The sequence below is a fragment of the Blastococcus sp. SYSU DS1024 genome (assembly GCF_054050795.1).
The window spans coordinates 100,151-124,766 of sequence record NZ_JBJHAA010000003.1 but is presented as its reverse complement, the minus strand read 5'-3'; the positions used below and the strand labels follow the sequence as shown (position 1 = coordinate 124,766).

Annotated in this window: 24 protein-coding genes; 13 read left to right on the top strand and 11 right to left on the bottom strand. The window is 75.5% G+C overall.

What is annotated here, in order from left to right:
* Positions 1–54: 54 nt before the first annotated feature.
* Both ACI79S_RS03955 and ACI79S_RS03950 read left to right on the top strand, forming a co-directional pair.
* A complete protein-coding gene (locus ACI79S_RS03955; protein ID WP_456592140.1) occupies positions 55–1,554 on the top strand; it encodes an MFS transporter in 1,500 nt (499 codons plus the stop codon).
* Positions 1,551–2,015, top strand: a complete 465-nt coding sequence (locus tag ACI79S_RS03950; protein ID WP_456592139.1) for a DUF2771 family protein — start codon at positions 1,551–1,553, stop codon at positions 2,013–2,015. The genes ACI79S_RS03955 and ACI79S_RS03950 overlap by 4 nt, the downstream gene beginning before the upstream one ends.
* A gap of 6 nt (positions 2,016–2,021) precedes the next feature.
* Here the strand turns inward: ACI79S_RS03950 and ACI79S_RS03945 are convergent, their stop codons facing one another.
* Positions 2,022–2,414, bottom strand: a complete 393-nt coding sequence (locus ACI79S_RS03945) for a cold-shock protein (protein WP_456592138.1) — start codon at positions 2,412–2,414, stop codon at positions 2,022–2,024.
* A gap of 140 nt (positions 2,415–2,554) precedes the next feature.
* On the opposite strand from ACI79S_RS03945, the gene ACI79S_RS03940 reads away from it, so the two are divergent.
* Both ACI79S_RS03940 and ACI79S_RS03935 read left to right on the top strand, forming a co-directional pair.
* Positions 2,555–2,896, top strand: coding sequence for a YidH family protein (locus ACI79S_RS03940; protein WP_456592137.1), 342 nt, complete (start codon positions 2,555–2,557; stop codon positions 2,894–2,896).
* Positions 2,893–3,213 carry a DUF202 domain-containing protein gene (locus tag ACI79S_RS03935; RefSeq protein ID WP_456592136.1) on the top strand — a complete coding sequence of 107 codons (321 nt, stop codon included), beginning with the start codon at positions 2,893–2,895 and terminating at the stop codon, positions 3,211–3,213. Before ACI79S_RS03940 ends, ACI79S_RS03935 begins: the two co-directional genes overlap by 4 nt.
* On the opposite strand, the gene ACI79S_RS03930 is transcribed toward ACI79S_RS03935, so the two are convergent.
* Positions 3,200–3,766 (bottom strand): nucleotidyltransferase family protein, encoded by a 567-nt coding sequence (locus ACI79S_RS03930; RefSeq protein WP_456592135.1) that lies wholly within the window; start codon positions 3,764–3,766, stop codon positions 3,200–3,202. The two genes, ACI79S_RS03935 and ACI79S_RS03930, sit on opposite strands and share 14 nt — an antisense overlap.
* Before the next feature lie 78 nt (positions 3,767–3,844).
* Between ACI79S_RS03930 and ACI79S_RS03925 the strand changes: the two genes are divergently transcribed.
* Together ACI79S_RS03925 and ACI79S_RS03920 are read left to right on the top strand one after the other, a co-directional pair.
* The gene (locus tag ACI79S_RS03925; RefSeq protein ID WP_456592134.1) at positions 3,845–4,612 is read left to right on the top strand and encodes an endonuclease/exonuclease/phosphatase family protein; all 768 of its coding nucleotides are present in this window, start codon (positions 3,845–3,847) and stop codon (positions 4,610–4,612) included.
* Positions 4,613–4,660: 48 nt separating this feature from the next.
* Complete coding sequence (locus ACI79S_RS03920) at positions 4,661–4,975, top strand: hypothetical protein (protein ID WP_456592133.1); 315 nt, start codon at positions 4,661–4,663, stop codon at positions 4,973–4,975.
* A 3-nt stretch (positions 4,976–4,978) separates the two neighbouring features.
* Here ACI79S_RS03920 and ACI79S_RS03915 read toward each other — a convergent pair whose 3' ends face one another.
* The 3 genes from ACI79S_RS03915 to ACI79S_RS03905 form a co-directional block, all read right to left on the bottom strand.
* Positions 4,979–6,634: an AMP-binding protein gene (locus ACI79S_RS03915; RefSeq protein ID WP_456592132.1), complete on the bottom strand. Its 1,656-nt coding sequence runs from the start codon at positions 6,632–6,634 to the stop codon at positions 4,979–4,981.
* Complete coding sequence (locus ACI79S_RS03910) at positions 6,631–6,858, bottom strand: hypothetical protein (protein ID WP_456592131.1); 228 nt, start codon at positions 6,856–6,858, stop codon at positions 6,631–6,633. Before ACI79S_RS03910 ends, ACI79S_RS03915 begins: the two co-directional genes overlap by 4 nt.
* Positions 6,859–6,971: 113 nt before the next feature.
* The gene (locus ACI79S_RS03905; protein WP_456592130.1) at positions 6,972–7,478 is read right to left on the bottom strand and encodes a hypothetical protein; all 507 of its coding nucleotides are present in this window, start codon (positions 7,476–7,478) and stop codon (positions 6,972–6,974) included.
* Between the two features lie 52 nt (positions 7,479–7,530).
* On the opposite strand from ACI79S_RS03905, the gene ACI79S_RS03900 reads away from it, so the two are divergent.
* The gene (locus ACI79S_RS03900) at positions 7,531–9,780 is read left to right on the top strand and encodes a helicase-associated domain-containing protein (RefSeq protein WP_456592129.1); all 2,250 of its coding nucleotides are present in this window, start codon (positions 7,531–7,533) and stop codon (positions 9,778–9,780) included.
* 52 nt (positions 9,781–9,832) lie between these two features.
* A complete protein-coding gene (locus ACI79S_RS03895) occupies positions 9,833–10,162 on the top strand; it encodes a DUF1905 domain-containing protein (protein ID WP_456592128.1) in 330 nt (109 codons plus the stop codon).
* Here ACI79S_RS03895 and ACI79S_RS03890 read toward each other — a convergent pair.
* The gene (locus tag ACI79S_RS03890) at positions 10,128–10,625 is read right to left on the bottom strand and encodes a DUF1648 domain-containing protein (RefSeq protein WP_456592127.1); all 498 of its coding nucleotides are present in this window, start codon (positions 10,623–10,625) and stop codon (positions 10,128–10,130) included. The two genes, ACI79S_RS03895 and ACI79S_RS03890, sit on opposite strands and share 35 nt — an antisense overlap.
* Before the next feature lie 179 nt (positions 10,626–10,804).
* Between ACI79S_RS03890 and ACI79S_RS03885 the strand changes: the two genes are divergently transcribed.
* A complete protein-coding gene (locus ACI79S_RS03885) occupies positions 10,805–12,490 on the top strand; it encodes a DNA repair helicase XPB (protein WP_456592126.1) in 1,686 nt (561 codons plus the stop codon).
* Positions 12,491–12,502: 12 nt separating this feature from the next.
* Here the strand turns inward: ACI79S_RS03885 and ACI79S_RS03880 are convergent, their stop codons facing one another.
* The 3 genes from ACI79S_RS03880 to ACI79S_RS03870 are packed head-to-tail and all read right to left on the bottom strand — an operon-like array spanning position 12,503 to position 15,591.
* Positions 12,503–12,907 (bottom strand): hypothetical protein, encoded by a 405-nt coding sequence (locus ACI79S_RS03880; RefSeq protein WP_456592125.1) that lies wholly within the window; start codon positions 12,905–12,907, stop codon positions 12,503–12,505.
* A 35-nt stretch (positions 12,908–12,942) separates the two neighbouring features.
* Positions 12,943–14,991 carry a DUF222 domain-containing protein gene (locus tag ACI79S_RS03875; RefSeq protein ID WP_456592124.1) on the bottom strand — a complete coding sequence of 683 codons (2,049 nt, stop codon included), beginning with the start codon at positions 14,989–14,991 and terminating at the stop codon, positions 12,943–12,945.
* A gap of 45 nt (positions 14,992–15,036) precedes the next feature.
* Complete coding sequence (locus ACI79S_RS03870; protein ID WP_456592123.1) at positions 15,037–15,591, bottom strand: N-acetyltransferase family protein; 555 nt, start codon at positions 15,589–15,591, stop codon at positions 15,037–15,039.
* 78 nt (positions 15,592–15,669) lie between these two features.
* Between ACI79S_RS03870 and ACI79S_RS03865 the strand changes: the two genes are divergently transcribed.
* The 4 genes from ACI79S_RS03865 (at position 15,670) to ACI79S_RS03850 (ending at position 21,245) form a co-directional block, all read left to right on the top strand.
* On the top strand, positions 15,670–16,176 hold the full coding sequence (locus tag ACI79S_RS03865) for a 2Fe-2S iron-sulfur cluster-binding protein (RefSeq protein WP_456592122.1): 507 nt from the start codon (positions 15,670–15,672) through the stop codon (positions 16,174–16,176).
* Positions 16,173–17,186 (top strand): FAD binding domain-containing protein, encoded by a 1,014-nt coding sequence (locus ACI79S_RS03860; RefSeq protein WP_456592121.1) that lies wholly within the window; start codon positions 16,173–16,175, stop codon positions 17,184–17,186. The genes ACI79S_RS03865 and ACI79S_RS03860 overlap by 4 nt, the downstream gene beginning before the upstream one ends.
* Entirely contained in the window at positions 17,183–19,270 is a 2,088-nt protein-coding gene (locus ACI79S_RS03855; RefSeq protein WP_456592120.1) for a xanthine dehydrogenase family protein molybdopterin-binding subunit, read from the top strand. The genes ACI79S_RS03860 and ACI79S_RS03855 overlap by 4 nt, the downstream gene beginning before the upstream one ends.
* 199 nt (positions 19,271–19,469) lie before the next feature.
* Positions 19,470–21,245 carry a DEAD/DEAH box helicase gene (locus tag ACI79S_RS03850; RefSeq protein WP_456592119.1) on the top strand — a complete coding sequence of 592 codons (1,776 nt, stop codon included), beginning with the start codon at positions 19,470–19,472 and terminating at the stop codon, positions 21,243–21,245.
* A 10-nt stretch (positions 21,246–21,255) separates the two neighbouring features.
* Here the strand turns inward: ACI79S_RS03850 and ACI79S_RS03845 are convergent, their stop codons facing one another.
* A complete protein-coding gene (locus ACI79S_RS03845; RefSeq protein ID WP_456592118.1) occupies positions 21,256–21,579 on the bottom strand; it encodes a hypothetical protein in 324 nt (107 codons plus the stop codon).
* Positions 21,576–24,566, bottom strand: coding sequence for an ATP-binding protein (locus tag ACI79S_RS03840; protein WP_456592117.1), 2,991 nt, complete (start codon positions 24,564–24,566; stop codon positions 21,576–21,578). Before ACI79S_RS03840 ends, ACI79S_RS03845 begins: the two co-directional genes overlap by 4 nt.
* Between the last annotated feature and the right edge of the window lie 50 nt (positions 24,567–24,616).

Below are 24,616 nucleotides of genomic sequence, written 5' to 3'. Positions count from 1 at the left end.
ACCGGTCCGGCGTCGCGGACCGGACTCCCAGGTGGGTGCGGCACCATGGGCGGCGTGTCCGCCTCCCGCCGCCCGCCCGGGGCACGCCGGTGGTCGCGGCCGGGCGGGCAGGAGGCGGCGCAGCCGCTGGACACCACACCGCTGGACACCGCCCCGCTGGGCGTACCGCGGCCGCAGACCCGGCCGCTGCCCGCGGCCACCCCGAGGATCACCGTCACCCGGGTCGCCGCCGCCCGCAGCCGCGAGCTGACCACCGCCGCCGCGCGCCGGGTCCGCGCCGCCAGCCGGGCCGACGGCGCGGGTGAGAGCGGGCTGTCCCAGCTGCTGTGGGTGAACGCCCTGCACATGGCCGGCGACGCGATGATCGCCGTCTCCCTGGCCGGCACGCTGTTCTTCGCCGCGACCGCCGACGCGCAGCGCGGCAACGTCGCGCTCTACCTGCTGGTGACCATGGCCCCCTTCGCGCTGCTGGCGCCGGTCATCGGCCCGGCGCTGGACCGGCTGCAGCGCGGCCGCCGGTGGGCGCTGGCGGTGGCCCTCGGTGGGCGGGCGGCGCTGGCCCTGGTGATGGCCGGGCACTTCGACGACCTGTGGCTGTACCCGGCGGCGCTCGGCGTGCTGGTGCTGTCCAAGGCGCACAACGTGCTGCGGGCGGCGGTGGTCCCCCGCGTGCTGCCGGGCGCGATGTCGCTGACCTCCGCGAACGCGCGGCTGTCGGTCTTCGGCCTGGTGACGGCGGGGGTGGCCGGCGGCCTGGCCGCCGGGGTGGCCGCGCTGATCGGCTTCGACTGGGAGCTGTGGGCCACCGCCGCGGTGTTCCTGGGCGGGGCGGTGCTGGCCGTCCGGCTGCCCCGGCACGTCGACGTCCCGGCGGGCGAGGAGCCCGCGGACGTGCTGCGCACCGCCGAGATCCCGGTGCCGGGCCGGGGACGCCGGCGGGTGAGCCCGCACGTGGTGCTCGCGCTCCGGGCCAACGCGGCGCTGCGCGGCCTGGGCGGCTTCCTCACCATCTTCGCCGCGTTCCTGGTGCAGGCGACCTTCGCCGACGGCTGGTCGGCCACCCTCGCGCTCGGCGTGCTCGCGGCTGCCGCGGGGCTCGGGAGCTTCACGGGGACCGCGGTGGGTTCGCGGCTGCACACCGCCGCCCCCGACCGCCTCGTGCTCCACGCGGCCTCGGCCGCCGCGGCGGTGACCGTGCTGGCGGCGATCTTCTACGGGTTCGGCATGGCGGTGCTGGTGGCGGGTGTCTCCGCCGTCGCCAACGCCCTCGGCAAGGTGTCGCTGGACGCGATCATCCAGCGCGAGGTGCCCGAGCGGCTGCGCGCCTCGGCGTTCGCCCGCTCCGAGACGATGCTGCAGCTGGCCTGGGTGGTCGGCGGGGCGCTGGGCATCGCGCTGCCGCCGATCGGCTGGATCGGGTTCACCGTCGCGGCGGCCCTGCTCGTGCTCGCCGTCGCCCTGATCCTGTGGAGCCTGTACCGCAGCCGCCCGCCGACGGCGGCGCCGGGGGCCCCGGAGGCGCCGACGACGCCGGTGGGACCGTCGTGGTCGTGAGAGCTCCCCTTCCCGCGCTGCTGCTCGCCGCCTGCGCGGCCGGTTCGCTGTCGGCCTGCGCGGGCGAGCCCGCGACCCCGGAGGACATCCGGGTGCAGGCGGGCAGCCAGGACGTCACCGCCGGGCCGACCCAGTACTGCCTGGACGGCGAGGGGCAGCGCTACAGCACGACGCCGCCGGTGGTCGAGGTCTCCCCGGACACCACCATCTCCCTGACCGTCCCCGAGGCGATCGCCGAGCGGGGCTGGCAGGTGCAGGTGTTCGACGAGTCCCTGGAGGAGCTCATCGGCGAGGTGCAGGTGCCGGCGGGCACCGAGACCTTCGCCGAGATCAACTCCTCCGACGTCGTGCCACCGGCCTTCTACCTCGTGGTGGTCGAGAACGCCGGCGGCGACTGCGGCGAGTACACCGCAGCCTGGCCGGTCGGCTTCCTGCGTGCCGGCGGGGACCTGGCGGGCTGAGCGGGCTCAGCCCTCCAGGTCGGTCGCGACGGCGCGCAGCACCGCGGCGACCTTCCGGGCGTGGCCGCGATCAGGGTAGCGGCCGTGCCGCAGCCCCTCGGAGACGTCGTCGAGCAGCTTGATCAGGTCCTCGACGATCGGCACCAGCTCGTCGGGCTTCTTGCGGCTGGCCGCGGCGACGGTGGCCGCCACCGACGGGAGCGGGTCCAGGATGCGGACCTGCAGCGCCTGGTCGCCGCGGCGGCCGGCGACGATGCCGAACTCCACGCGCTGGCCGGGCTTGAGGTCGGTGCCGGCGGGCAGGGCGTCCTTGTGCACGAAGACGTCGGGGCCGTCCTCGCGGGACAGGAAGCCGAAGCCCTTCTCCGCGTTGAACCACTTCACTCTGCCGGTGGGCACGGTGGATTCCCTCAGTTCCTCGCTCTGGCGCGGCACGCAGGTCGGTCGGACGACGGCGGCAGGACGCCGCTGGGAGACAGGTTAGCCGCCGGGACGCCGCGCCGACCTGCCGATTCCGGGCGGGTCCCTACGCTGGACCGGTGCCCGACCACCCCGACTACCGCTTCACCCTGGCCAACGAGCGCACGCTGCTGGCCTGGCTGCGGACCGGGCTGGCGCTGGTGGCGGGCGGGGTCGCCGTCGCCACCTACGCCCCCGACCTCGGGGTCACCTGGGGCAGCGCCGCCGTCGCGCTGGCGCTGGTCCTCATCGGCCTGGGCATCGCGCTGGCCGGGTACCGCCGGTGGCGGCTCAACGAGGCGGCGATCGAGGCCGGGCGCGCCCTGCCCTCCAGCGTTCTCGTCCCGGCCGTGGTCGCCGCTGTGGCGGCGGTGGTGGTCGTCGTCGGGGTCCTGGTGGGGCTGGAGGTCCTGCGCGGGTGAGCGACCCCGTGGAGACCCAGCCCGAGCGCACCGCGCTGTCCTGGCAGCGCACCGGGCTGGGGCTGCTCGCCGTGGCCGGGCTGGTCGGGCACCGGGCGGTGCACCTGGGCCGACCGACGCTGCTGGTCCTCGCGGGGGTCGCCGCGCTGCTCGGGCTGGCGGTGCTGGGCGGGCTCGCGCCGGCCCGGTACCGCCAGGTGCAGCGGCAGGTCGCCGCGGAGGGCGCGGTGGTCGGCCGGTCGGCCGCGCGGGGCGCGACGGCGGCAGTCGTCCTCACCGCGCTCGCCGCCGCGGTCGCGGTCGTCATCCCCGGCTGACGCCCGACACGATCCCCAGCCGCTCCACCAGGTGCAGGAAGACGACGGCGAAGTCGTTCTCCGCCACGTCGGCGGCCACCCGGGCCCAGTCGACCTGCTCGCGCAGCGCCCGCGCCACCGGCAGCAGCCGGGCGAAGTCGCAGTAGTGCTCGTCCAGCGCCATCAGCTTGGAGACGACGATGTCCGTCGGCGCCATGACCGGCATCTGCACCGAGAGGACCGGCAGGACCTCCGCGCGGTCGACCAGGTCGGTCTCGACGGGCTTCCCGCAGGTCCGCCAGATGACGTCGACGAAGACCTCGCCCCGTTCCACCTTGAGCAGCCAGTCCTCCGCCGGGTCGACGACGTCCAGGCCCGCGTCGGCCAGCGCCTTCGCCGCCCGCTCGGCCTCGGCCGCCGGGACGAGGAAGTCGGCGTCGTGGTCGGGCTCGGGCGCACCGCGCGCCCATGCGGCGTAACCCCCGCAGAGGGCGAAGGGCACCTCGCCCTGCTTGAGCGCGACCGCGGTCCGCTTCAGCAGGTCGCGTACCTGTTCCTGCGCGGACGTCTGCACGCAACGCTCGCTACCCGTGAGCCACGGGCGCACGCACGGTACGGGGTAGATCCGGTGGGGACCGGGCACTGGACGGACGTGCGCATCGCGACCTTCAACCTCCTGCACGGACGCTCGCTCGACGACGGCCGGGTCGACGTCGACCGGCTGGCCGCCGCGGTCAAGACCCTGGACGCCGACGTGCTCGGCCTGCAGGAGGTCGACCGCGACCAGCCGCGGTCGCTCGGCGCCGACCTGACCGCCGTCGCGGCCGAGGCGATGGGGGCCGTCGACTCCCAGTTCGTCGCGGCGCTGTCCGGGACGCCCGGCGGCACCTGGATGGCCGCGACCGGCGACGAGCAGCCGGGCTCGGCCAGCTACGGCATCTCCCTGCTCTCCCGGTACCCCGTGGTCTCCTGGCGGGTGGTCCGGCTGGACGCGCTGCGGGTGAGCGTCCCGCTGTGGTCGCCGGACGCGCGCCGGCCGTTCCTGGCCCGGGACGAGCCCCGGGTGGCCGTCGCCGCCGTCCTCGACGGCCCCTCCGGGCAGGTGACCGTGTGCAACACGCACCTGTCGTTCATCCCCGGCTGGAACGGCCACCAGCTGCGCACACTGGTGCGCTCGCTCGAGGGCACGCCGGAGCCCCTGGTCCTGTTGGGCGACCTCAACATGCAGCAGCGCGCGGCCGCGCGGCACAGCGGGCTGCGCCCGATCGCGACGGCGGCGACGTTCCCGGCGCCGCGGCCGACCCGGCAGCTGGACCACGTCCTGGTGCGCGGCGACATCCGGGCCGGCGGCCCGGCCGAGGCGGTGCGGCTGCCCCTGTCGGACCACCGGGCGCTGGTGGTGCCGGTCGCGGCGCCCTGACCGGGGGGAGGGGTCGCGGTGGCGCACCGTTCAGTGGATCATGACCGCATGTCCGGAGCCGCCCGCATCCTGTCGCTGGTCGCCACGATCGTGCGCGTGGTGTTCGCGGTGATCGCGGCGGTCATCGTCGTCCACGCGGTGTTCGTGCTCTTCGAGGCCAACCCGGAGAACGTGCTCGTGCAGTTCGCGGCCGACTGGCGGAACTCGTTCGGCTGGTTCACCCGCGACCTGTTCACCCCGTCGGACCCGAAGATCGCCGAGGCGGTCAACGCCGCGCTGGCCGCGCTGATCTGGGTGGTCGCGGGCTCCCTGCTGTCGAAGCTGATCGTCGCGCTGGCGCCGAGCAGCACCGACCGCGTCTAGCCTTCAGGCGTTGCGCACCGCGGCGGCGGACTCCAGCCCCAGCTCCGCCACCGAGACCTCGCGCATCTCCACCTTGCGGATCTTCCCGGTCACCGTCATCGGGAACTCGTCGACGACCTTCACGTACCGCGGCACCTTGTAGTGGGCCAGCTTGCCGGCGCAGAACTCGCGCAGCGCCTCGGGCGTCAGCGGCTCGGCGCCCTCGCGCAGCCGCACCCAGGCCATGAGCTCCTCCCCGTACCGCTCGTCGGGGACGCCGATGACCTGCGCGTCGACGACGTCGGGGTGGGTGTAGAGGAACTCCTCGATCTCCCGCGGGTACACGTTCTCCCCGCCGCGGATGACCATGTCCTTGATGCGGCCGACGATGTTGAGGTAGCCGGCGTCGTCCATGACGGCGAGGTCGCCGGTGTGCATCCAGCGGGCGGCGTCGATCACCTCGGCGGTCTTCTCGGGCTCGTTCCAGTAGCCGAGCATCACCGAGTACCCGCGGGTGCAGAACTCCCCCGGCGTCCCGCGCGGGACGGTCAGCCCGGTCGCCGGGTCGACGACCTTCACCTCCAGGTGCGGGTGCACCCGGCCGACGGTGGAGGTACGACGCTCGAGGTCGTCGTCGGCCCCGGTCTGGGTGGAGACCGGCGAGGTCTCGGTCATGCCGTAGCAGATGGTCACCTCGGTCATGCCCATCTCGGCGACCACCCGCTTCATCACCTCCACCGGGCACGGGGAACCGGCCATGATGCCGGTGCGCAGGCTGGAGAGGTCGTAGTCGGCGAAGTTCGGCAGGCCCAGCTCGGCGATGAACATCGTGGGGACGCCGTAGAGCGAGGTGCAGCGCTCGTCCTGGACGGCCTGCAGCGTCAGCGCGGGGTCGAACCCGGGCGCCGGGATGACCATCGTCGCGCCGTGGCTGGTGGCGCCGAGGTTGCCCATCCCCATGCCGAAGCAGTGGTAGTAGGGCACCGGGATGCAGACGCGGTCGGCCTCGGTGTAGCCGCACCCCTCACCGACGAAGAACCCGTTGTTGAGCAGGTTGTGGTGGGTGAGCGTGGCGCCCTTGGGAAATCCCGTCGTCCCCGAGGTGTACTGGATGTTGATCGGGTCGTCGGCCGACAGCTCCGTCTCCCGCTGGGCGAGGAGCCCGCGGTCACCCGCCCGGCCGGTCTCCATGAGCCGCGCCCACTCCGGCGAGCCGAGGAAGACGACCTCGCGCAGGTCGGGGCAGTCACCGCGCACCTCGCCGACCATGGCGCGGTAGTCGCTGGTCTTGAACTCCGGCGCGCTCACCAGCACGGAGATACCGGCCTGCTTCAGCACGTAGGCGAGCTCGTGGGTGCGGTAGGCCGGGTTGATGTTGACCAGGATCGCGCCGAGCTTCGCCGTCGCGTACTGGACGAACACCCACTCGGCGCAGTTGGGCGCCCAGATGCCGACCCGGTCCCCCTTGCCGACGCCGAGGGCGTCGAGCCCGAGCGCGCAGGCGTCGACGTCGTCGACCAGCTGCGGATAGGTCCAGCGGCGACCGGAGGCGCACTCGACGAGCGCCTCGTGGTCGCCCACCCGCGCCGCCGTCCGATCCAGGTTCGCCCCGATCGTGTCGCCCAGCAGCGGGACCGCGGACGGTCCGCTGCTGTAGGACGGCAGCGCGGGCGCGCTCACCGCCGCCGGCCCTCTGCGGTCTGGACGCCGGCCCGGTTGGGCTTGTCCGTCGGGTGGGCGTAGCGCAGGCGCTCCGCCGGGATCGGGAAGCCGTGGTCCTCGCCGAACGGCGACAGCGGGCCGGCGACCGAGGCCACGAGCTCGGTGATCGGCGGACCGCCGCCGTCGGACTCGCCCCAGGTGGGTTCCACCAGGTGCGCGTGCTTCTCGTTGCGCTTGGCCATGACGCCTCCGTGTGCGGTCGCGGGTGCACCGCGTGGTGCACTGTCCCCCACATCATCTCCTGACCGGTCTGCCCGGCGCGCGCCACCGCCCCGCGGCGGGGGTGGTGTCGCGGTCAGCGCCCGACGGCCCGGGCGCCGTAGAGGGTGCCCGCTCCCTCGGTGGTGAACACCCACTGCCCCGCCCCGACCGGCGCGGCCAGCACGCCGGCGCCGTCGAGGGCCTGCACCGCGCGGGTCCGCCAGATCGCGGTGCTCAGCAGGCGGAGGTGGACGTCGTCGTCGAGGCCGTCCGGCTCGAAGGCGAGGATGGCGGGCCCGGCGACGCGCAGCGTGCCCGGGCGCCACGGGGTACCGGCCAGCGCCCGCCGCCAGCGGTGGGTGCGCAGCAGCGCCCCGGCGCCCACCCCGACGGCCGCCAGCCCCCCGAGCACGAGCACCAGGACGGCGAGGCCGGCACCGGGCACCCGGCGCCCGTCCTCGCCGGCGACGGTGATCGCGGCGACGCCGAGCAGGATCCCCAGGACGACGGCGATGGCCCCACCGCCGAGCCAGCGCAGCGCCCCGACCTGGTGGGCGGCCAGGGCGGTCCGGGTACCGGGGTCGTCACTCGCCGGGTGCATGCGCCCATGCTGGCAGCAGCGTCGGCGGGGGCGGCGACGTAGCGTGGACCGGATGTCCACGGAACCTCCTGCGACGCTCGCCGCCTGGCTGCGCACCCGCAGCGACGCGCAGCTGCGCACGTTGCTGGCCGCCCGGCCCGACGTCGCCCGCCCGGCGCCGTCCGACGTCGTCGCGCTCGCCAGCCGGCTGGCCGTCCCGGTGTCGGTGGACCGCGCCCTCGACGAGCTGGATGCCGCGACCCTGCAGGTGCTGGACGTCGTGCTGCTGGCGCCCACGGACGGTCTGGCGCCCGACGCGCTGTTCGGGGAGCTGCCCGAGGTCGGCGAGGACGTCATCGCCGGCGCGGTCGAGGCGCTCACCGCGCGGGCGCTGCTGTGGGGCGACGACGTCCTGCACGCGCCGGACCCCGTGCGCCGCGCCGTCCGGCACCCCGCCGGCCTCGGCCGCCGCGCGGTGGACCTGCGCCTGCAACTGCCCGCCGACCTCCCCGCCGCGGTCGCCGAGCTGACCGCCGAGGAGCGGCAGGTGCTCGAGCGGCTGGCGGGCGACCGGCCCGTCGGCCACCTGCCCGACAGCCCCAACGGCGGCGCGTCGCCGGCCCGGCGGCTGCTGCAGCGCGGGCTGCTGGCCCGCATCGACGCGCTGAACGTCGAGCTGCCCCGCGAGATCGGCCTGCTGCTGCGCGGCGACCGGCCGTACGGCCCACCGCGCCGCCGCCCGGAGCCCGCCGTCGTCACGCGGGACCCGCAGGTGGTGGACCGGCAGGCCGCCGGCGCCGCGCTGGAGTCGGTGGGGCGCGTCGGCGAGCTGCTCGCGCTGCTGGAGGAGGAGCCGGCCGGGCTGCTGCGCAGCGGCGGGGTCGGTGTGCGCGACCAGAAGCGGCTGGCGAAGACGCTGAAGGTCACCGAGCCCGACGCCGCCTGGCTGCTGGAGCTGGCGCACGCCGGTGGGCTGCTCGACGTGGGTGGGCCGCACCGCGACGAGTGGCTGCCCACCCGCGCCTACGACGTGTGGCGGGAGCAGGACCTCGCCGACCGCTGGGCGGTGCTCGCGGCCGGGTGGCTGGGCGGCGTCCGGCTGCCCTCGCTGGTGGGTGTGCGCGACCTGGCCGGCAAGGCCGCCAACGCGCTCTCCCCCGACCTGGTGCGGCACACCGCGCCGGCGATCCGCCGGTCGGCGCTGGCCGTGCTCGCCGAGCAGCGGCCGGGGTCGGGGCTGGCGCCCGACGACCTCACCGCCCTGCTGCGCTGGCGCACCCCGCGCCGGGCCGACCGGCTGGCACCGGTGCCCGACATGCTCGCCGAGGCAGCGCGGCTCGGCGTCCTCGTCGGCGGGGTGCTCTCCACCGGTGGTCGCGGCCTGCTGACCGCCGGCGAGGACGGCGCCGCCGACGGCATGCGGGGGCTGCTGCCCGAGCCGGTCGACCACGTCCTCGCCCAGCCGGACCTGTCGCTGATCGCGCCGGGGCCGCTGGTCGCCGAGCTGGCCGACACGCTGGCCGTCGTCGCCGACGTCGAGTCCTCCGGCGGCGCCACGGTGTTCCGGGTGTCGGAGGGCAGCGTGCGGCGGGCGCTGGACGCCGGCTGGTCGGCGTCGGACCTGCACGACTTCTTCGCCCGGGCCTCGCGCACCCCCGTGCCCCAGGCGCTCGACTACCTGGTCGACGACGTGGCCCGGCAGCACGGGCGGCTGCGGGTGGGGTCGATCGAGTCCTACGTGCGCTCGGACGACCACGGGTTGCTGTCCCAGGTGCTCAGCGACCGGCGCACGGCCGGGGCCGAGCTGCGCCGCCTGGCCCCGGGCGTGCTGGTGAGCGGGCTGGGCGCCGACGAGGTGCTCACCGTGCTGCGGGAGGCCGGGTACGCCCCGGCCGGCGAGCACCCGGGCGGGGCGGTGCTCACCCGGCCGCCGGCCCGGCCCCGCGCGGCGGGCCGTCGCCCCGGCACCGAGCCGCCGGCCGCGCCCCGCCCGCTCAGCGGCACGGACCTGGACGCCACGGTGCGGGAGATCCGGGCCGGCGACGCCGCGCTGGCCGCCCGCCGCGGGGAGGCGGTGCGGCAGGTGCCGGGCGTGACGACGGCGTCGACCCTGGAGCTGCTGTCGCGGGCGGTCCGGGAGGGCGTGCCGGTGTGGCTGGGCTACGTGGACGCCCAGGGCAGCGGCAGCCAGCGCGTGGTGCAGCCGGTGTCGCTGGCCGGGGGGTTCCTGCAGGGCTACGACGAACGCCGCGGGGAGAACCGCACCTTCGCCGTCCACCGGATCACCTCGGTGGCGCTGGTGGAGGGCGACGCGGCCGGCTGAGGTGCGCGGTCGCCGGACCGGATCCGTCGGTACCGCGGCCTACCGTTCCGCCGTGACCGAGCCGCCGACCGCCGCGTTCACCGCCGTCCTGTGGGTCCACGACGGGCCGGCGGGCTGGCACTTCCTCACCCTGCCGCCGGAGCTGACCGACGAGGTGCGCGAGGCCGGCGCCGCGGCCCGCAGCGCGTTCGGCTCCGTGGGCGTCACCGCCACGGTGGGCTCCACCTCGTGGCGGACGTCGCTGTTCCCCGACGGTGGCAGCGGCTGCTACCTGCTCCCGGTCAGGAAGTCGGTGCGGGCGACGGAGCGGCTCGACGCCGGGGACCGCGTCCGGGTCGAGCTGACCGTCAGGGCTCCGGCGGCACCGCGTAGCGGCGGGTGAACATCCACACCAGCCGGGCGGCGACCCCGAGGAGGTAGCCGCCCACCAGCACCAGGGGCCACGGACCGAGCGACGGATCGTCGGCCGTGGCGGCGCGGACGATCAGCCAGTCGATCGCGCAGAGCAGCAGCAGCGTCCAGGCGCCGAGCGACCAGAGGTCCGCGGCGATCAGCCCGCGCAACCGGCCGACGTTCTCCGGCCGCTTCCAGTACTCGCCGTTCGGCACGTCGATCAGCTCGGGACGCGTTCTCCGCACCAGTCGCACCGCACCGGCGAAGACCGCGACCACGCCGAGGCCCAGCAGCGCGGTGGCCACCAGCGCGGTGGGCCGGTCGGCCCAGGCGTCCGGATCGCCGGCGGCGCCGAAGTGGACCGGCACCCGCTCGGGCAGCCGCGTCCACGACCACACCCAGACCGCGGCGTACAGCGCCGCTGCGGTGGCGAACCAGCTCCTCGCCCGCACACCGGCAACCTAACCGCCGGCGGCGGTGCCGGGCCGAGCCACGGCCGTCGCGCACGGGAAGCGCCGGGGCCCGCGGCCTCGAGCGGTCACGGGGGGAAGGCCGTGTCGTCCCCCGGCGTTACCGTGGTCAGTCCGGCGCGCCCGCCGCGCCGCCGCCCCCGATCGAAGGACTCCCCCGCGTGAACGACGGTCCGCTCATCGTCCAGTCGGACAAGACCCTGCTGCTCGAGGTCGACCACCCGCTGGCCCGCGACTGCCGGGCGGCGATCGCGCCGTTCGCCGAGCTGGAGCGCTCCCCCGAGCACGTGCACACCTACCGGGTGACCCCGCTGGCGCTGTGGAACGCGCGCGCCGCCGGGCACGACGCCGAGCAGGTCGTGGACGCGCTGGTGCGCTACTCGCGCTACCCGGTGCCGCACGCGCTGCTGGTCGACGTCGCCGACACGATGGACCGCTTCGGCCGGCTCACCCTCGCCAACAACCCGGTGCACGGCCTGGTGCTCACCTCGACCGACCGCGCGGTGCTGGAAGAGGTCACCCGGTCGAAGAAGGTCGCCCCGATGCTGGGCGCCCGCATCGACGCGGACTCCGTCGTCGTCCACCCCTCGGAGCGCGGGCGGCTGAAGCAGGCGCTGCTCAAGGTGGGCTGGCCGGCCGAGGACCTCGCCGGCTACGTGGACGGCCAGGCGCACCCGATCTTCCTGGAGCAGGACGACTGGCAGCTGCGCGACTACCAGCAGGAGGCCGTCGACGGCTTCTGGGCCGGCGGCTCGGGCGTCGTCGTCCTGCCCTGCGGGGCGGGCAAGACGCTGGTCGGTGCCGCGGCGATGGCCGAGGCCAAGGCGACCACGCTGATCCTGGTGACCAACACGGTCTCGGGGCGGCAGTGGAAGCGGGAGCTGATCGCCCGCACCACGCTGACCGAGGAGGAGATCGGCGAGTACTCCGGCGAGCGCAAGGAGATCCGCCCGGTCACCATCGCGACCTACCAGGTGATCACCACCCGCCGGAAGGGCGAGTACCGGCACCTGGACCTGTTCGACGCGCAGGACTGGGGCCTGATCGTCTACGACGAGGTGCACCTGCTGCCCGCGCCGATCTTCCGGCTGACCGCCGACCTGCAGTCCCGCCGCCGGCTGGGTCTCACGGCCACGCTGGTGCGCGAGGACGGGCGGGAGGACGACGTCTTCTCGCTCATCGGGCCGAAGCGCTACGACGCCCCGTGGAAGGACATCGAGCAGCAGGGCTACATCGCGCCGGCCGAGTGCGTCGAGGTGCGGGTCGCGCTCGACGACGAGGAGCGGATGACCTACGCCGTCGCGGAGCCGGAGGAGCGCTACCGGATCGCCGCCACGGCGAAGTCGAAGCTGCCGGTGATCCGCCGGGTGCTCGACCGGCACCCCGACGAGCAGAAGCTCGTGATCGGCGCCTACCTCGACCAGCTCGAGGACCTGGGGACGGCGCTCGACGCGCCCGTCATCCAGGGGTCGACGACGAACAAGGAACGCGAGCGGCTCTTCGACGCGTTCCGCTCCGGTGAGATCAAGACGCTGGTCGTCTCCAAGGTCGCCAACTTCTCCATCGACCTGCCCGAGGCCGCGGTCGCGGTGCAGGTGTCGGGGACGTTCGGGTCGCGCCAGGAGGAGGCGCAGCGGCTCGGGCGGGTGCTGCGGCCCAAGGCCGACGGCCGGCAGGCGCACTTCTACACGGTGGTCAGCCGCGACACCCTCGACAGCGAGTACGCGGCGCACCGGCAGCGGTTCCTCGCCGAGCAGGGGTACGCGTACACGATCGTCGACTCCGGCGACCTGGCCGGCCCGGGTGAGGTCAACGGCCCGGACTGGGTGGACGAGCCCGCCGACTGACCCCGGCGCCGGTCACCCGCGGGTCGGCAAGTGGTCGACGGAGCCGACCGGCACCACGCCCTCGGCCCGCGCCCGGGCTGCCGGGTCGACGGAGATGAACGCGTCGGCCTGCAACCGAGTGACCGCCAGGTACTCGGCGTCGGTCGTCGAGGGCAGACCGAGCTCGCGGGCGATCTGCCAGGCCACCCGTCGCGACACCCGGTCGCCGAGCGAGCGGATCTTCACGCGAGTCATGGTGTCGTGGCGTTCCAAGGCGTCCGCTTCGGTCAGCTGACCCCGGGCGACGGCGACGAACAGCAGCTCGAGCGCCTGGGAGCGCAGCACCTGCGGGGCGACCAACTGGTGACCCGGCGCCACGGTCACGTTCTCGACCACCAGGTGCAGCAACGTGGGTGCATCGATCACGAACCGCGTCATGCGGCGGCACCGTAGCGCCTGTGCGACACAGCGCATCAGTACGGCGGTGGGGACGTCCACGCGACCAGGCCCGTCGGGGTGGTGACAGTCAGGGTGCCGTCGGGCGCCAGCTCGTGCGGCCACCCCGGCGCCTGGTGCTTGCCGCGGTGGTGCGACGTGCAGTAGCCGACCAGGTTCGTCGCGGCAGTGGGTCCGTCGGGGTACGGGCGGTCGTGGTCGAGCTCACCGCCACGCGGAACCGGCCGGCGACACCCGGGGAAGCGGCAGCGCCGGTCGCGGGCGCGGAGGTGGCGATCCAGCGCGGCGCTCGGCCGGTAGCCGTCGGTGGGTGGGGGTGGGCCGAGCCCGGGCCGACCGCTCAGGTCGTGGTCGCAGCGGGCCGGGTCACGGCGGCAGGCGGCGTCCGCGCAGGCGGCCAGCCGGCGGAGCTCCGGCGCATCGGTGAGCGCCAGCAGGGCACCGGTGAGCTCGTCGACCACGGCGATGCGCGGCCGGTCGGCGAGGCCGCCGCCGCCGGTGCGGTGCAGCAGGTCGGCCAGGGCCGCCCGCTGCTCCTGGGCCGCCACGGCCAGGGCGGCGACCGCATCGGGGGCCGCAGACGCCCGACCTGCAGGGCTGCTCTGCCACGCCTCCTCGTCGTCGGCGTCGGCGAGCCGCGCGGCCGTCACCGCGCGCTGCGCCCGCCCCAGGGTGCGCTCGAGGTCGAGCAGCGCCACACCAGCGACATCGACGGCACGATCGGCCGCCGCCCACGTACCGGCGGCCGGTAGGTCCCGCGCTGCGGCGCCGTCGTCGCATGCGGATCCAGCGGGTGCGGACTCGGCGGGTGCGGAGGAGGCGGGTGCGGGCTCGCCTTCCGGTTCGGTGGGTTCGGGTTCGGGTTCGGCGGGCCAGCGGTTGTCGGCGCGAGGTGGGTCGAACACGCCCATGTCGATGGCTGTGGGCATGCTCGCCCAGCGGGCCTGTTCGGCCCAGCGACGTTCCATCTCCTCCGGTGGCGGGTCGGGTTCTCCGCCCCACTCCTGGAGCACGAGCGCCTCGGTGGCCGCCCACCAGTCGGCCAGCGCCTCGTCCTCGGTGGGGTACCGGGCCGGTGGTGCGGTGGGGTCGGGGTCCGGTCCGGTGCCCGCGGGGGCATCGACCGGGGTGGCACCGGGGAGCAGGCCCAGGGCGCGGGCCAGCGCCCGCACCAGCTCGGCAGGGACTGCCTGGCCGCCGATCTCGCCCGGCTCGTCGCCGCCCAGGAGGGTGCGCACCCCGGCAACCACGGTCAGCTGCGCGGTCACCGGCGGCAGCTCGTGCTGACCGGGCCGCAGCACGAGGTCGAGCAGGCAGTCGGCCATCTTCTGGCCGCGGGTGCGCCGGTCGTCCGGCCCGCTGTCGAGCTCGTCGGCGTACCGGCCGAGTGCGTCGAGCAGCGCCTGGGCCTCCGGCACGGTGAGCAGCGCGCTCAGCACGGCCATCCCGTCGGTACCGTCCGGCCGGACCGAGATCCCGCGCCGGCGCAGGGCCCGGGCCAGCCGGCCTGTGGCGTCGCGCGCATCGCGCCGAAGGACCACGCGCCGCGCCTTGTCACCCAGCTGCGCCGGGGTGGTGGTGGCCCGCCGGGCGGCCCAGGCGAGCAGCTCGGCCTCCACCTCGGCGCGGACCGTCGGGTCAGCGATCGGCGCGACGGCGCCGAGCATCGGCCAGAGGTGCCCGTCGTGCAGCGCGCCCGACTCGAGGGCCTCCAGCGTCCCGGGCAGCCGGTGCACGAGCGTCAACGACCGGGTGAGCAGCGCCTCGGCCGACTGCGAGGTGCGGGACAGGGCGACGGCCAGTTCCTGGGTGGCCCACTCGCTGACGTCGGCGAGCACCTCGGGCCGGGAGGCACGGCGATCGGCGCTCATGGCGCCCGGCTCGCCCGGCTGCCGGTCCGCGGACGCCGGCCGGGCCGCGGCGAACTCGGCGACCGCCCGGGCGCGCAGCGCGGTCTGCCGGGCGATCTCCCGGTCGGCGGCCTGCACCGCGCCGAGCGGCCCGGTCGCCCAGCCGACAGCCGGCGCCCCTGGCGGTGCGCTGGTCGTCGTCCCGGCATCCTCCACGCGATCGATCGTATGTTCGACCACCGACAGTTTCCGGGCGCCTGCTCAGGAGCGGGCCCCCGCCAGGTCCAGCCCCATGAGCACCTCGTCGCGCCGGTCGTCAGCGGTGATCTGCAGGGCACCGGGCCAGCGGCCGGTCACCACCCAGCCGTACCGGCCGTAGAAGGCCTCGAGCCCCATGCCGCCGCGCACCTCCAGCCGCAGCGACTCCAGGCCGAGGTCCTCCCGCGCCGTCCGGGCCACCTCGGCCATCAGGGCGCCGCCGACCCCCGTCCCGCGCGCGTGCAGCGCCGTCTGGACGTGCGTGACCCTCCCCCAGTGCGCCGACACGGGATCGGGGTTGCCGCTGAGCACCAGCCAGCCGGCCAGCCTGCCGCCGCGCTCCGCCACCAGCAGCCGGCTCAGCCGGGGGTCGAGCCCGGCGACGAGCCGCTCGACGACGGGACGCACCACGTCATCGCCGACGGGCAGCCGGCGGGCGAAGCCGACCGCTCCCCCGGCGTTCGCGACAGAGCACCAGCACGCCGTGAGCGCCGAGCACAGGGCTGCACCCACCTCGCCCGGCGTCGTGCACCACCGCAGGGCCGGCTCGTCGATCACGACCGGCAGCCTGGCAGGACGCCCGGTTGCCGTCTGCACCGGGTTTGCCACGCCGACCGGAGGGGGCACCGGCGGGCCATGGACGCGGACATCACCCTGCGGGTCGACGGCGAGACCCGCCGGCTGACCGTCGACACCCGCACCTCCCTGCTCGACGCGCTGCGCGAGCGACTGGGCAACACCAGCCCGAAGAAGGGCTGCGACCACGGCCAGTGCGGGGCCTGCACCATCCTCCTCGACGGGCAGCGGGCGCTCTCCTGCCTCGCGCTCGCCGTCGCGCACGACGGGGCGGAGATCACCACCGCTGACGGCCTGGCCGGCGACGGCGAGCTGCACCCGGTGCAGCGGGCCTTCCTCGAGCGCGACGCCTTCCAGTGCGGCTACTGCACCCCGGGCCAGGTCTGCTCCGCGGTCGGGGTCATCGAGGAGTTCGGGAAGGGGTGGCCCAGCCACGTCACCGAGGACCTCACCGCCGATCCGGAGATGACCCACGACGAGGTGGCCGAGCGGATGAGCGGCAACCTGTGCCGTTGCGCGGCGTACGTGAACATCACCCCCGCGGTGCAGGAAGCGGCAGGCGCATGAAGCCCTTCGCCTTCGCCAGGTCCGGCGACGTCGCCGAGGCCGTCCGCGACGTCGCCGCCGAGCCGAACGCCGTCTTCCTCGCCGGCGGCACCAACCTCGTCGACCACCTGCGGCTCGGCGTCGCCCGACCGGACCTGGTCGTCGACGTCCGCACGCTCACCTCCCGCGAGGTCACCGACCTCGACGACGGTGGGCTGCGCCTGGGGGCCGCCAGCACGAACAGCGAGGTCGCCGCGGACCGCCGGGTCCGGGAGCGCTACCCCGTGCTCGCCCAGGCGCTGCTGGCCGGGGCCACGGGCCAGCTGCGGAACATGGCCACCACCGGCGGCAACCCGCTGCAGCGCACCCGCTGCCCGTACTTCCAGGACGTCACGACGCCGTGCAACAAGCGCGAGCCCGGCTCCGGGTGCTCCGCCGTCGGCGGCTACACGCGGTACCACGCGGTTCTCGGGACCCCGGGTGCGCTGCCCGACCCGACCGCGCCCGAGACCTGCATCGCCACGCACCCCTCCGACATGGCCGTCGCGCTCGCCGCGCTCGACGCGCAGGTGCAGACCGTCGGCCCGGCCGGCGTCCGGACCATCCCCTTCCCCGAGCTGCACCGGCTGCCCGGCGACGACCCGTCCCGTGACACGGTGCTGGAGCACGGCGAGCTGATCACCGCGATCGACCTCCCGCCGCTGCCGGCCGGGGCGCGCTCGGCCTACCGGAAGGTGCGCGACCGGGCCTCGTACGCCTTCGCGCTGGTGAGCGTCGCGGCCGTGGTCCACGACGGCGACGTCCGCATCGCGCTCGGCGGGGTGGCGCACAAGCCCTGGCGGGCCACCCGCGCCGAGGAGATCCTGCGCGGCGGGCCGCTGACCGAGCACGCCGTCCGCGCCGCGATGGAGGCCGAGCTGGCGGCCGCCCAGCCGCAGCCCGGCGTCGACGGCGGGAAGGGCTTCAAGATCCCGCTCGTCGCCCGCACCGTCGCCGCCACCCTGCGCACGCTCACCGAGGAGCAACCATGACCGACCTGCTGGAGCCGCGCGCGATCGGGCAGGGGCTGGTCCGGCGCGACGGCGAGGCGAAGGTGCGGGGCACCGCGACCTACGCCGTCGAGACGCCGGTGGAGAACCCGGCCTACTGCCACCCGGTGCAGGCGACCGTCGCGCGCGGCCGCGTCACCGCCATGGACACCACTGCGGCCGCGGCCCTCGACGGGGTGCTGCGCATCCTCACGCCGTTCGACGCCGAGCGGCTGGCGAGCACCGAGGACGCCGAGTACGCCGTCCTGCAGAGCGACGAGGTCGCCTACCGCGGGCAGCTGATCGGGGTGGTGGTCGCGGAGACCTCCGAGGTCGCCCGCCAGGCCGCCGACGCGATCCGCGTGACCTACGACGAGCAGCCGCACGACGCCGAGCTCGCCGTCGACCGGGACGACCTCTACGCACCCGAGAAGGTCAACGCCGGCCACGAGACCGACACCGCGGAGGGTGACGTCGCCGCCGCGATGGCCACCGCGGAGGTGACGCTGGAGCGCACCTACTCCACGGCGATGTACCACAACAACCCGCTGGAGCCGCACGCGACGACGGCGCTGTGGGACGCCGAGGCGCAGTTCCTGACCCTGTGGGACTCCACCCAGGGCGTGCACCCCGACCGGGCCGCCGTCTGCGAGGTGTTCGGCCTGGGGCAGGAGCAGGTGCGGGTGATCTGCCCGTACGTGGGCGGCGGGTTCGGCTCCAAGGGCCAGCCGCACGCCAACGTCATGCTCGCGACGATGGCCGCCCGCGCGCTGCCCGGCCGGCCGGTGAAGCTCGCGCTCACCCGGCAGCAGATGTTCTTCCTGGCCGGCTACCGCACGCCGACGATCCAGGCGATGCAGCTGGCCGCCGACCGGCGGGGCCGGCTCCAGGCGATCGCGATCGACGTCGTCGAGCAGACCTCGCGGATCAAGGAGTACGCGGAGCAGACCGGCGTCCCCGCCCGGACGATGTACGCCTCCCCCAACCGGCGCAGCACGCACCGGCTGGCCGCCCTCGACGTCCCGGTGCCCTCGTGGTTCCGCGCCCCGGGCGAGTGCCCGGGCATGTTCGGCCCCGAGGTGGCCATGGACGAGCTCGCCGAGGAGCTGGGCATCGACCCGGTCGAGCTGCGGATCCGCAACGAGCCGGAGGTCGACCCGGAGACGGGCAAGCCCTGGTCGAGCCGCAACCTGGTGCGCTGCCTGCGCGAGGGGGCGGAGCGGTTCGGCTGGGCCGACCGCCCGCGCGGACGGCGGGAGGGGAACTGGCTGGTCGGGTACGGGGTGGCGTCGTCGGTCTACCCGACGATGCGCCAGGCCACCTCGACGGCGAACCTGCGCTTCGAGGGCGGCCGCTACGTCGCCGAGATCGGCGCCGCCGACCTCGGGACCGGGGCCTGGACGATCCTGCCGCAGATCACCGCCGATGCCCTCGGGGTGGACGTCGCCGACGTCGAGGTGCGGATCGGTGACACCCGCTACCCGGTCGCCTCGGTGGCCGGGGGTTCCTCGGGGACGAACACCTGGGGGTCGGCGCTGGTGGTGGCCGCGCGCGCGTTCCGCGACAAGTTCGGTGGGGCGCCGGCGGACGGCGACGAGGTCTCCGGCGACGTCGACCAGGCCGCCAAGGACGACGCGCACGCCCCCTACGCGTTCGGCGCCCAGTTCGTGGAGGCACGGGTGGACGTCGACACCGGCGAGATCCGGGTGCCGCGCATGCTCGGCGTCTTCGGTGTCGGCCGGGTGATCAACGCGAGCACCGCCCGCTCGCAGCTCATCGGCGGGATGACGATGGGGCTGTCGATGGCGCTGCACGAGAACAGCGTCTGGGACTCCCGGATCGGCCAGGTGGCCAACCACGACCTGGCCGAGTACCACATCACGGTCAACGCCGACGTCGGCGAGATCGAGGCGGTGTGGCTCGACGAGCACGACCCCTACGTCAACGTGATGGGGTCCAAGGGGATCGGCGAGATCGGCATCACCGGGACGGCGGCGGCGGTCGTCAACGCCGTGCACGCGGCGACGGGCGTGCGCGTGCGGGACCTCCCGGTGACGCTCGACAAGGTCCTCCCGGGGCTGCCCTGACCCGTGCGTCGGGCGGGACCGGCGTGACGTGACGAGTCGGTCCGGCACGCCGGTGATCCGCGCCATACCGTCGTGCCGCCGGACGTGAAGACGCTGGTCAGCGGCCCGTCCGGGCATTCCCATACGTGGCGGCGGCGGTGGCGCGCGGGAGGCCCCCGTTGGGCGTGTTGCCCCGCCGCCGACCAGAATGGGCCCCGACATGGCGACTGCAGCAGCAGCGGCGGCCCGGGCCCCGCAGACGATCAGCCGACCGCTCCGGGCATGGCAGCAGGCCGCCCTCAGCCAGTACGAGGAGGCCTCTCCCAAGGACTTCCTCGTCACCGCTACGCCCGGCGCCGGCAAGACGACCTTCGCCCTGACGCTGGCCGCCCGGCTGCTGTCCCGGCGGGAGGTCGCCCGGGTGGTCGTCGTCGCCCCCACCGACCACCTGCGCCTGCAGTGGGCCGAGGCCGCCGACGCGATGGGCATCGTCCTCGACCCGAACCTGACCAACGCCGTCGGCCCGGTGCGCGCCGGCACGCAGGGCTACTCCACCACGTACGCGCAGGTCGCCGGCAAGCCGATGCTGCACGCGGCACGGGCCACCGCGGTCAAGACGCTGGTCATCCTCGACGAGGTGCACCACGCCGGCGACGGCCTCTCCTGGGGCGAGGCGGTCGAGGAGGCCTTCGGCATGGCCGCGCGCCGGCTCTGCCTGACCGGGACGCCGTTCCGCACCAAGCCCGACGAGCGCATCCCCTTCGTCCGCTACGAGGAGGACACCTTCGAGGGTGAGGCGGGCGGTCTGGTCAGCCGCGCCGACTTCACCTACGGCTACAAGGAGGCGCTGGCCGACAACGTCGTCCGCCCGGTCGTCTTCGCCGCCTACACCGGCACCTCGCGCTGGCGGAACTCCGCCGGCGAGGTCGTCGCCGCGTCGCTGAGCGAGGCCGGCACCAAGTCGGTGGAGATGCAGGCCTGGCGCACCGCCCTGGACCCCAAGGGCCAGTGGGTGCCGCACGTCATCGCCGCGATGGACGACCGGATCACCCACCTGCGCGAGGAGGGCGGCATGCCCGACGCCGCCGGGCTGATCCTCGCCAGCGACCAGGACGACGCCCGCGACTACGCCAAGATCGTGCGCCGGGTCACCGGGAAGGCGCCCGAGCTGATCCTCTCGGACGACCCCAAGGCGTCCAAGAAGATCGAGAAGTTCAACAAGGGCGGCGCCCGCATCGCGGTCTGCGTCCGGATGATCTCCGAGGGCGTCGACGTCCCGCGCGCCGCCGTCCTGGCGTGGATGACCTCCTACCGGACACCGCTGTTCTTCGCCCAGGCCGTCGGCCGCGTCGTCCGCTCCCGCTCCCCGCACGAGTCGGCCACCGTGTTCCTCCCCGCCGTCCGGCCGCTGCTGTCGCTGGCCGCCTCCATGGAGGAGCAGCGCAACCACGTCATGCCGCCGCCCCGGAGCCAGCCGGAAGAGGAGCTCGAGGCGCTCGACCTGCCGCCCCGTGAGCCGCGGGAGGGCGAGATGAAGCAGTGGGAGGCGCTGGAGGCCGACGCCCGCTTCGCCCACGTCCTGCACGGCGGGACGGCGCACACCGGCGCGGGCGGCCCGGCGACCGTCGTCGCTCCCGAGGAGGAGGACTTCCTCGGCATCCCCGGGCTGCTCACCCCCGAGCAGACGGCGTCGCTGCTGGCCAGGCGGGACGACGAGCTGCGGCTGCGGATCGCCGCGAGCCACCGGAACGACGTCGACGACTTCATGGTCGTCGAGGACCACCCCGACGAGGACGACGCCGGCCGCTCGTGGCGCGACGCCGCCGAGCTGCGCCGGGAGATCAACAAGCTGGTCAACCGCGTCGCCGCACGGACCTCGCAGCCGCAGGCGGTGGTGCACACGCAGCTGCGCCAGCAGGTGCCCGGTCCGCCGTCGGCCTCGGCGTCGGTCGACGTGCTCCGCGCCCGCCGGGAGCGCCTCCGCACCATGCTCTGAGCCGGCGGCCTCAGCCCTCCACCGGTGGCACGTCGGTCCGGACGAGCCGCAGCCGTTCCGGGGGGATGACGCCGGGGACGTAGTCGTATCCCTCGCCCGAGGTCACCAGGTCGGCCGGGTCGACCCCCTCGACGGCCCAGACGTCGACCGGGCCGCCGGTGTTGTTCATGGCGACGAAGTGGTCCGCCGTCCACTCGTCGGAGGCGAGGAAGCACCCCTCCTGCTCCGGCACCGGGCTGCCGGCGATCCCCGGGGCGTCGGCCATCCGCCGCCAGTCGAGCCCGCGCTCCCGGATCGACGCCCGGTTCCGCGACGAGGTGACGTGGAACATCACCGGTCGACCAGGAGCCCACGGGCCGCCGCGATCGCGACGGCCTCGGTGCGGCCACCGGCGCCGAGCTTGGCCAGGATGTTGCTGACGTGCACGCTCGCGGTCTTCTCGCTGATGTAGAGCTCCGCGCCGATCTGCCGGTTGGTCCGGCCCTTCGCCAGCAGCGCGAGCACCGACTGCTCCCGGGGGGTGAGCACGGCCGAGGCGTCCACCAGCCGGACGCCGGGGACGTCCAGCCGCCCTCGCCGGACCAGCGCCTCGACCGCCGTGCGCAGCGGCGCGGCCCCCAGCCGGACGGCGACCTCGTGCGCGGCCCGCGCCTCGACCGCTGCGCCGACCCGGTCGTCGCTGGCCAGCAGCGCCTCGGCCAGCCGCCACCGCGACCTCGCCTGCTCGTACACGTGCCCGTAGCCGAACGCCTCGACGGCCGCCTGCCAGAGCTTGGGCGAGGCCTTGCCGACCAGCCGGGCGTGCTCCGCGTCGGCCCGTGCCCGCCAGGCGAGGCCCTCGACACCCATCCCGCCCACCGAGCGCTCGAACACCTCGACCGCGGAGCGGGCGATCCCCACCAGCTCCTCCCCGCGGCGAACCCAGCCGTCGGCGGTGGCGTGGTCCCCCGCCAGGCGGGCCGCACAGCCCGCGTCGGCGGCCGCACCGAGCGCCGTGGCGACCAGCCGCAGCACCCCGAGGTGGTCGAACGGCCACACCTGGCGCAACCGGGCGCTGGTGGCCGTCGCGACGGCGGCGGCGGTCTCGGGGTCGCCCGCCCAGCCGGCCAGGTCGATCTCGGCCGCCCCCGTGACCAGCGAGAGCAGGTAGTGGGTGGTGGACCGCTCGACCAGCGACCGCGCCCACGCCAGCCGGTCCCGCGCCGCCGGATCGCCCCGGCCGACCAGCACGAGCAGGGCGGCGGCGCGCACGTGCGCCGCCATCTCCGGCACCCGGGCGAGCAGGTCGGCCTCGGCCAGGCTCGCGTCCCACTCCCCCGCCGTGTACAGCGCCGTCACCCGCAGGTGCCGCAGCCCGGCCGGGTAGGTGGCCCACTCGACGCCCAGGGCCCGGGCCCGCTCGGTCGCCTGCTCGGTCAGTGCCAGCGAGCCGGCCACGTCGCCCCCCTCGAACCGGTCGACCGCGAGGTTGAACCAGGCCCGAGTCTCCACGTCCACGTCACCGGAGCGCCGGGCGCGCTCCAGCGCCTCGCCCAGGCGGCGCCGCGCCACCTCGACGTCCGCGGCCGGGCGGGAGCGCACCTGCGAGACCGCGGTGTCCGACCACGCGCCGTCCAGCCCCAGGACGTCGGCCGCCGCGAGTGCCTCCTCCGCCGCCGCGTCGCCCTCGGCGAGCAGGTTCAGGGCGAAGCACATCCGCGCGTGCGTGGCCGCCGCCCAGGTGCGCACCTCCGACGGCGGGTCGGCCGGCACCAGGGCCATGGCGGCGCTGCTCTCGCGGTGGCCGCCGGTGTGGTCGTCCAGCCGGACCAGCGCCTGCGCCAGCGTGTAGTGCAGCCGGGCCCGGGTCACCGGGTCGCCGTCCGGCCCCACCAGCTCCAGCGCCGCGCGGAGCAGCGCCACCGCGCGGTGCAGCTCGCCCGCCGTGCGGGCCGCGGCTGCGGTCTCCACCAGCAGCCCCACCTGGTCGCGGCCGGCCCGCACCTCCGCGTCGGCGACCACGGGCCACAGGGCGAGCGCCGCCTCCAGGTGCTGCAGCTGCTCGGCCGGGGCGCCCACGCAGCAGGCGGCGGACGCGGCCTCCAGCGAGGCGCTGAACGCACCCGGCAGGTCGTTGCTCTCCCGCGCGTGGTGGGCGCGCTCGGCGGCGGTGCCGGCGTCGGGGTGCGCGCTCAGGTAGCCGGCGATCGCCGCGTGCAGCCGCACCCGCTCCCCCGGCAGGAGGTCGGTCAGCACGGCCTCGCGCAGCAGGGCGTGCCGGAAGCGGTAGCGGCCGTCGTCGGAGACGACGAGGAGGTGGTGGTGCACCACCTCGGCGAGCGCCCGGTCGAGCTCGTCGGGCACCAGCTCGCCGATCGCGGCGACCAGCTCGTGGCGCACCTGGCGCCCGGCGACCGCGGCCACCCGCAGCACCCGCTGCGCCGCCGGTGAGCGCTGCTCGACCCGGGCCAGCAGCACGTCGGCCAGCGCCAGCGGCAGCGCCTCGCCCGGCAGGCCCGCGGCGAGCAGCTCCTCGGCGTAGAAGGCGTTCCCCTCGGCCCGGGCGACGACGTCGTCGACGGTGCTCTCGGGGATGCCACCGGACGCCCCCGCGAGCGTGCGCACCAGCTCCCCCACCGCGCCGTCCGGGAGGGGCGCCAGGTCGATCCGCTCCACACCCGGCAGCCGCACCAGCTCGGCGAGCAGCGGGCGCAGCGGGTGGCGGCGGTGCAGGTCGTCGGCGCGGTAGGAGACGACGACGGCGATCGGCTCGTCGCCCAGCCGGGCCAGCAGGTAGCGCAGCAGGTCGCGGCTGGAGCGGTCGGCCCAGTGCACGTCCTCGAGCACGAGGAGCAGCGGGCCGGTGGCGGCGACCTCGCACAGCAGCCCGGCGACCGACTCGAACAGCTGCAGCCGCCCGTCGTCGACCGGCTGGGGCGCGGCCCGGTTCGGCAGCGGACGGCCGAGGTCCTGCCCCTCGCCGGGCGGCGGCACCGGCACCGCGGCGCCCGGCCGACCCGAGACCAGGCCGGTCAGGACCGGGTTCTGCCGGGTGGCGGGGGCGAGCTCCGGGTCGGCCGCGAGCGGGCGGAGCAGGTCGACGAACGGGAGGTAGGGCAGGCCGACGTCGCCGAGGTCGACGCAGTGCCCGGTGAGCACCCGCAGGCCGCGCTCGGCCGCCCGCCGGCCCAGCTCGTCGAGCAGCCGGGTCTTGCCCACGCCGGCGTCGCCGGCGAGCAGCGTCGCGCACGCGCGCCCGGCGACGGACCGTTCGACGTGCGCGAGCAGGCGGGCGAGCTCTTCGGCCCGGCCCACCAGCGGGGCGTCGTCCCAGCGTGACACGGCTGGAATCGTGGCACGCGGGGCCGACAGGACTTCCTCGGATCCGCTCG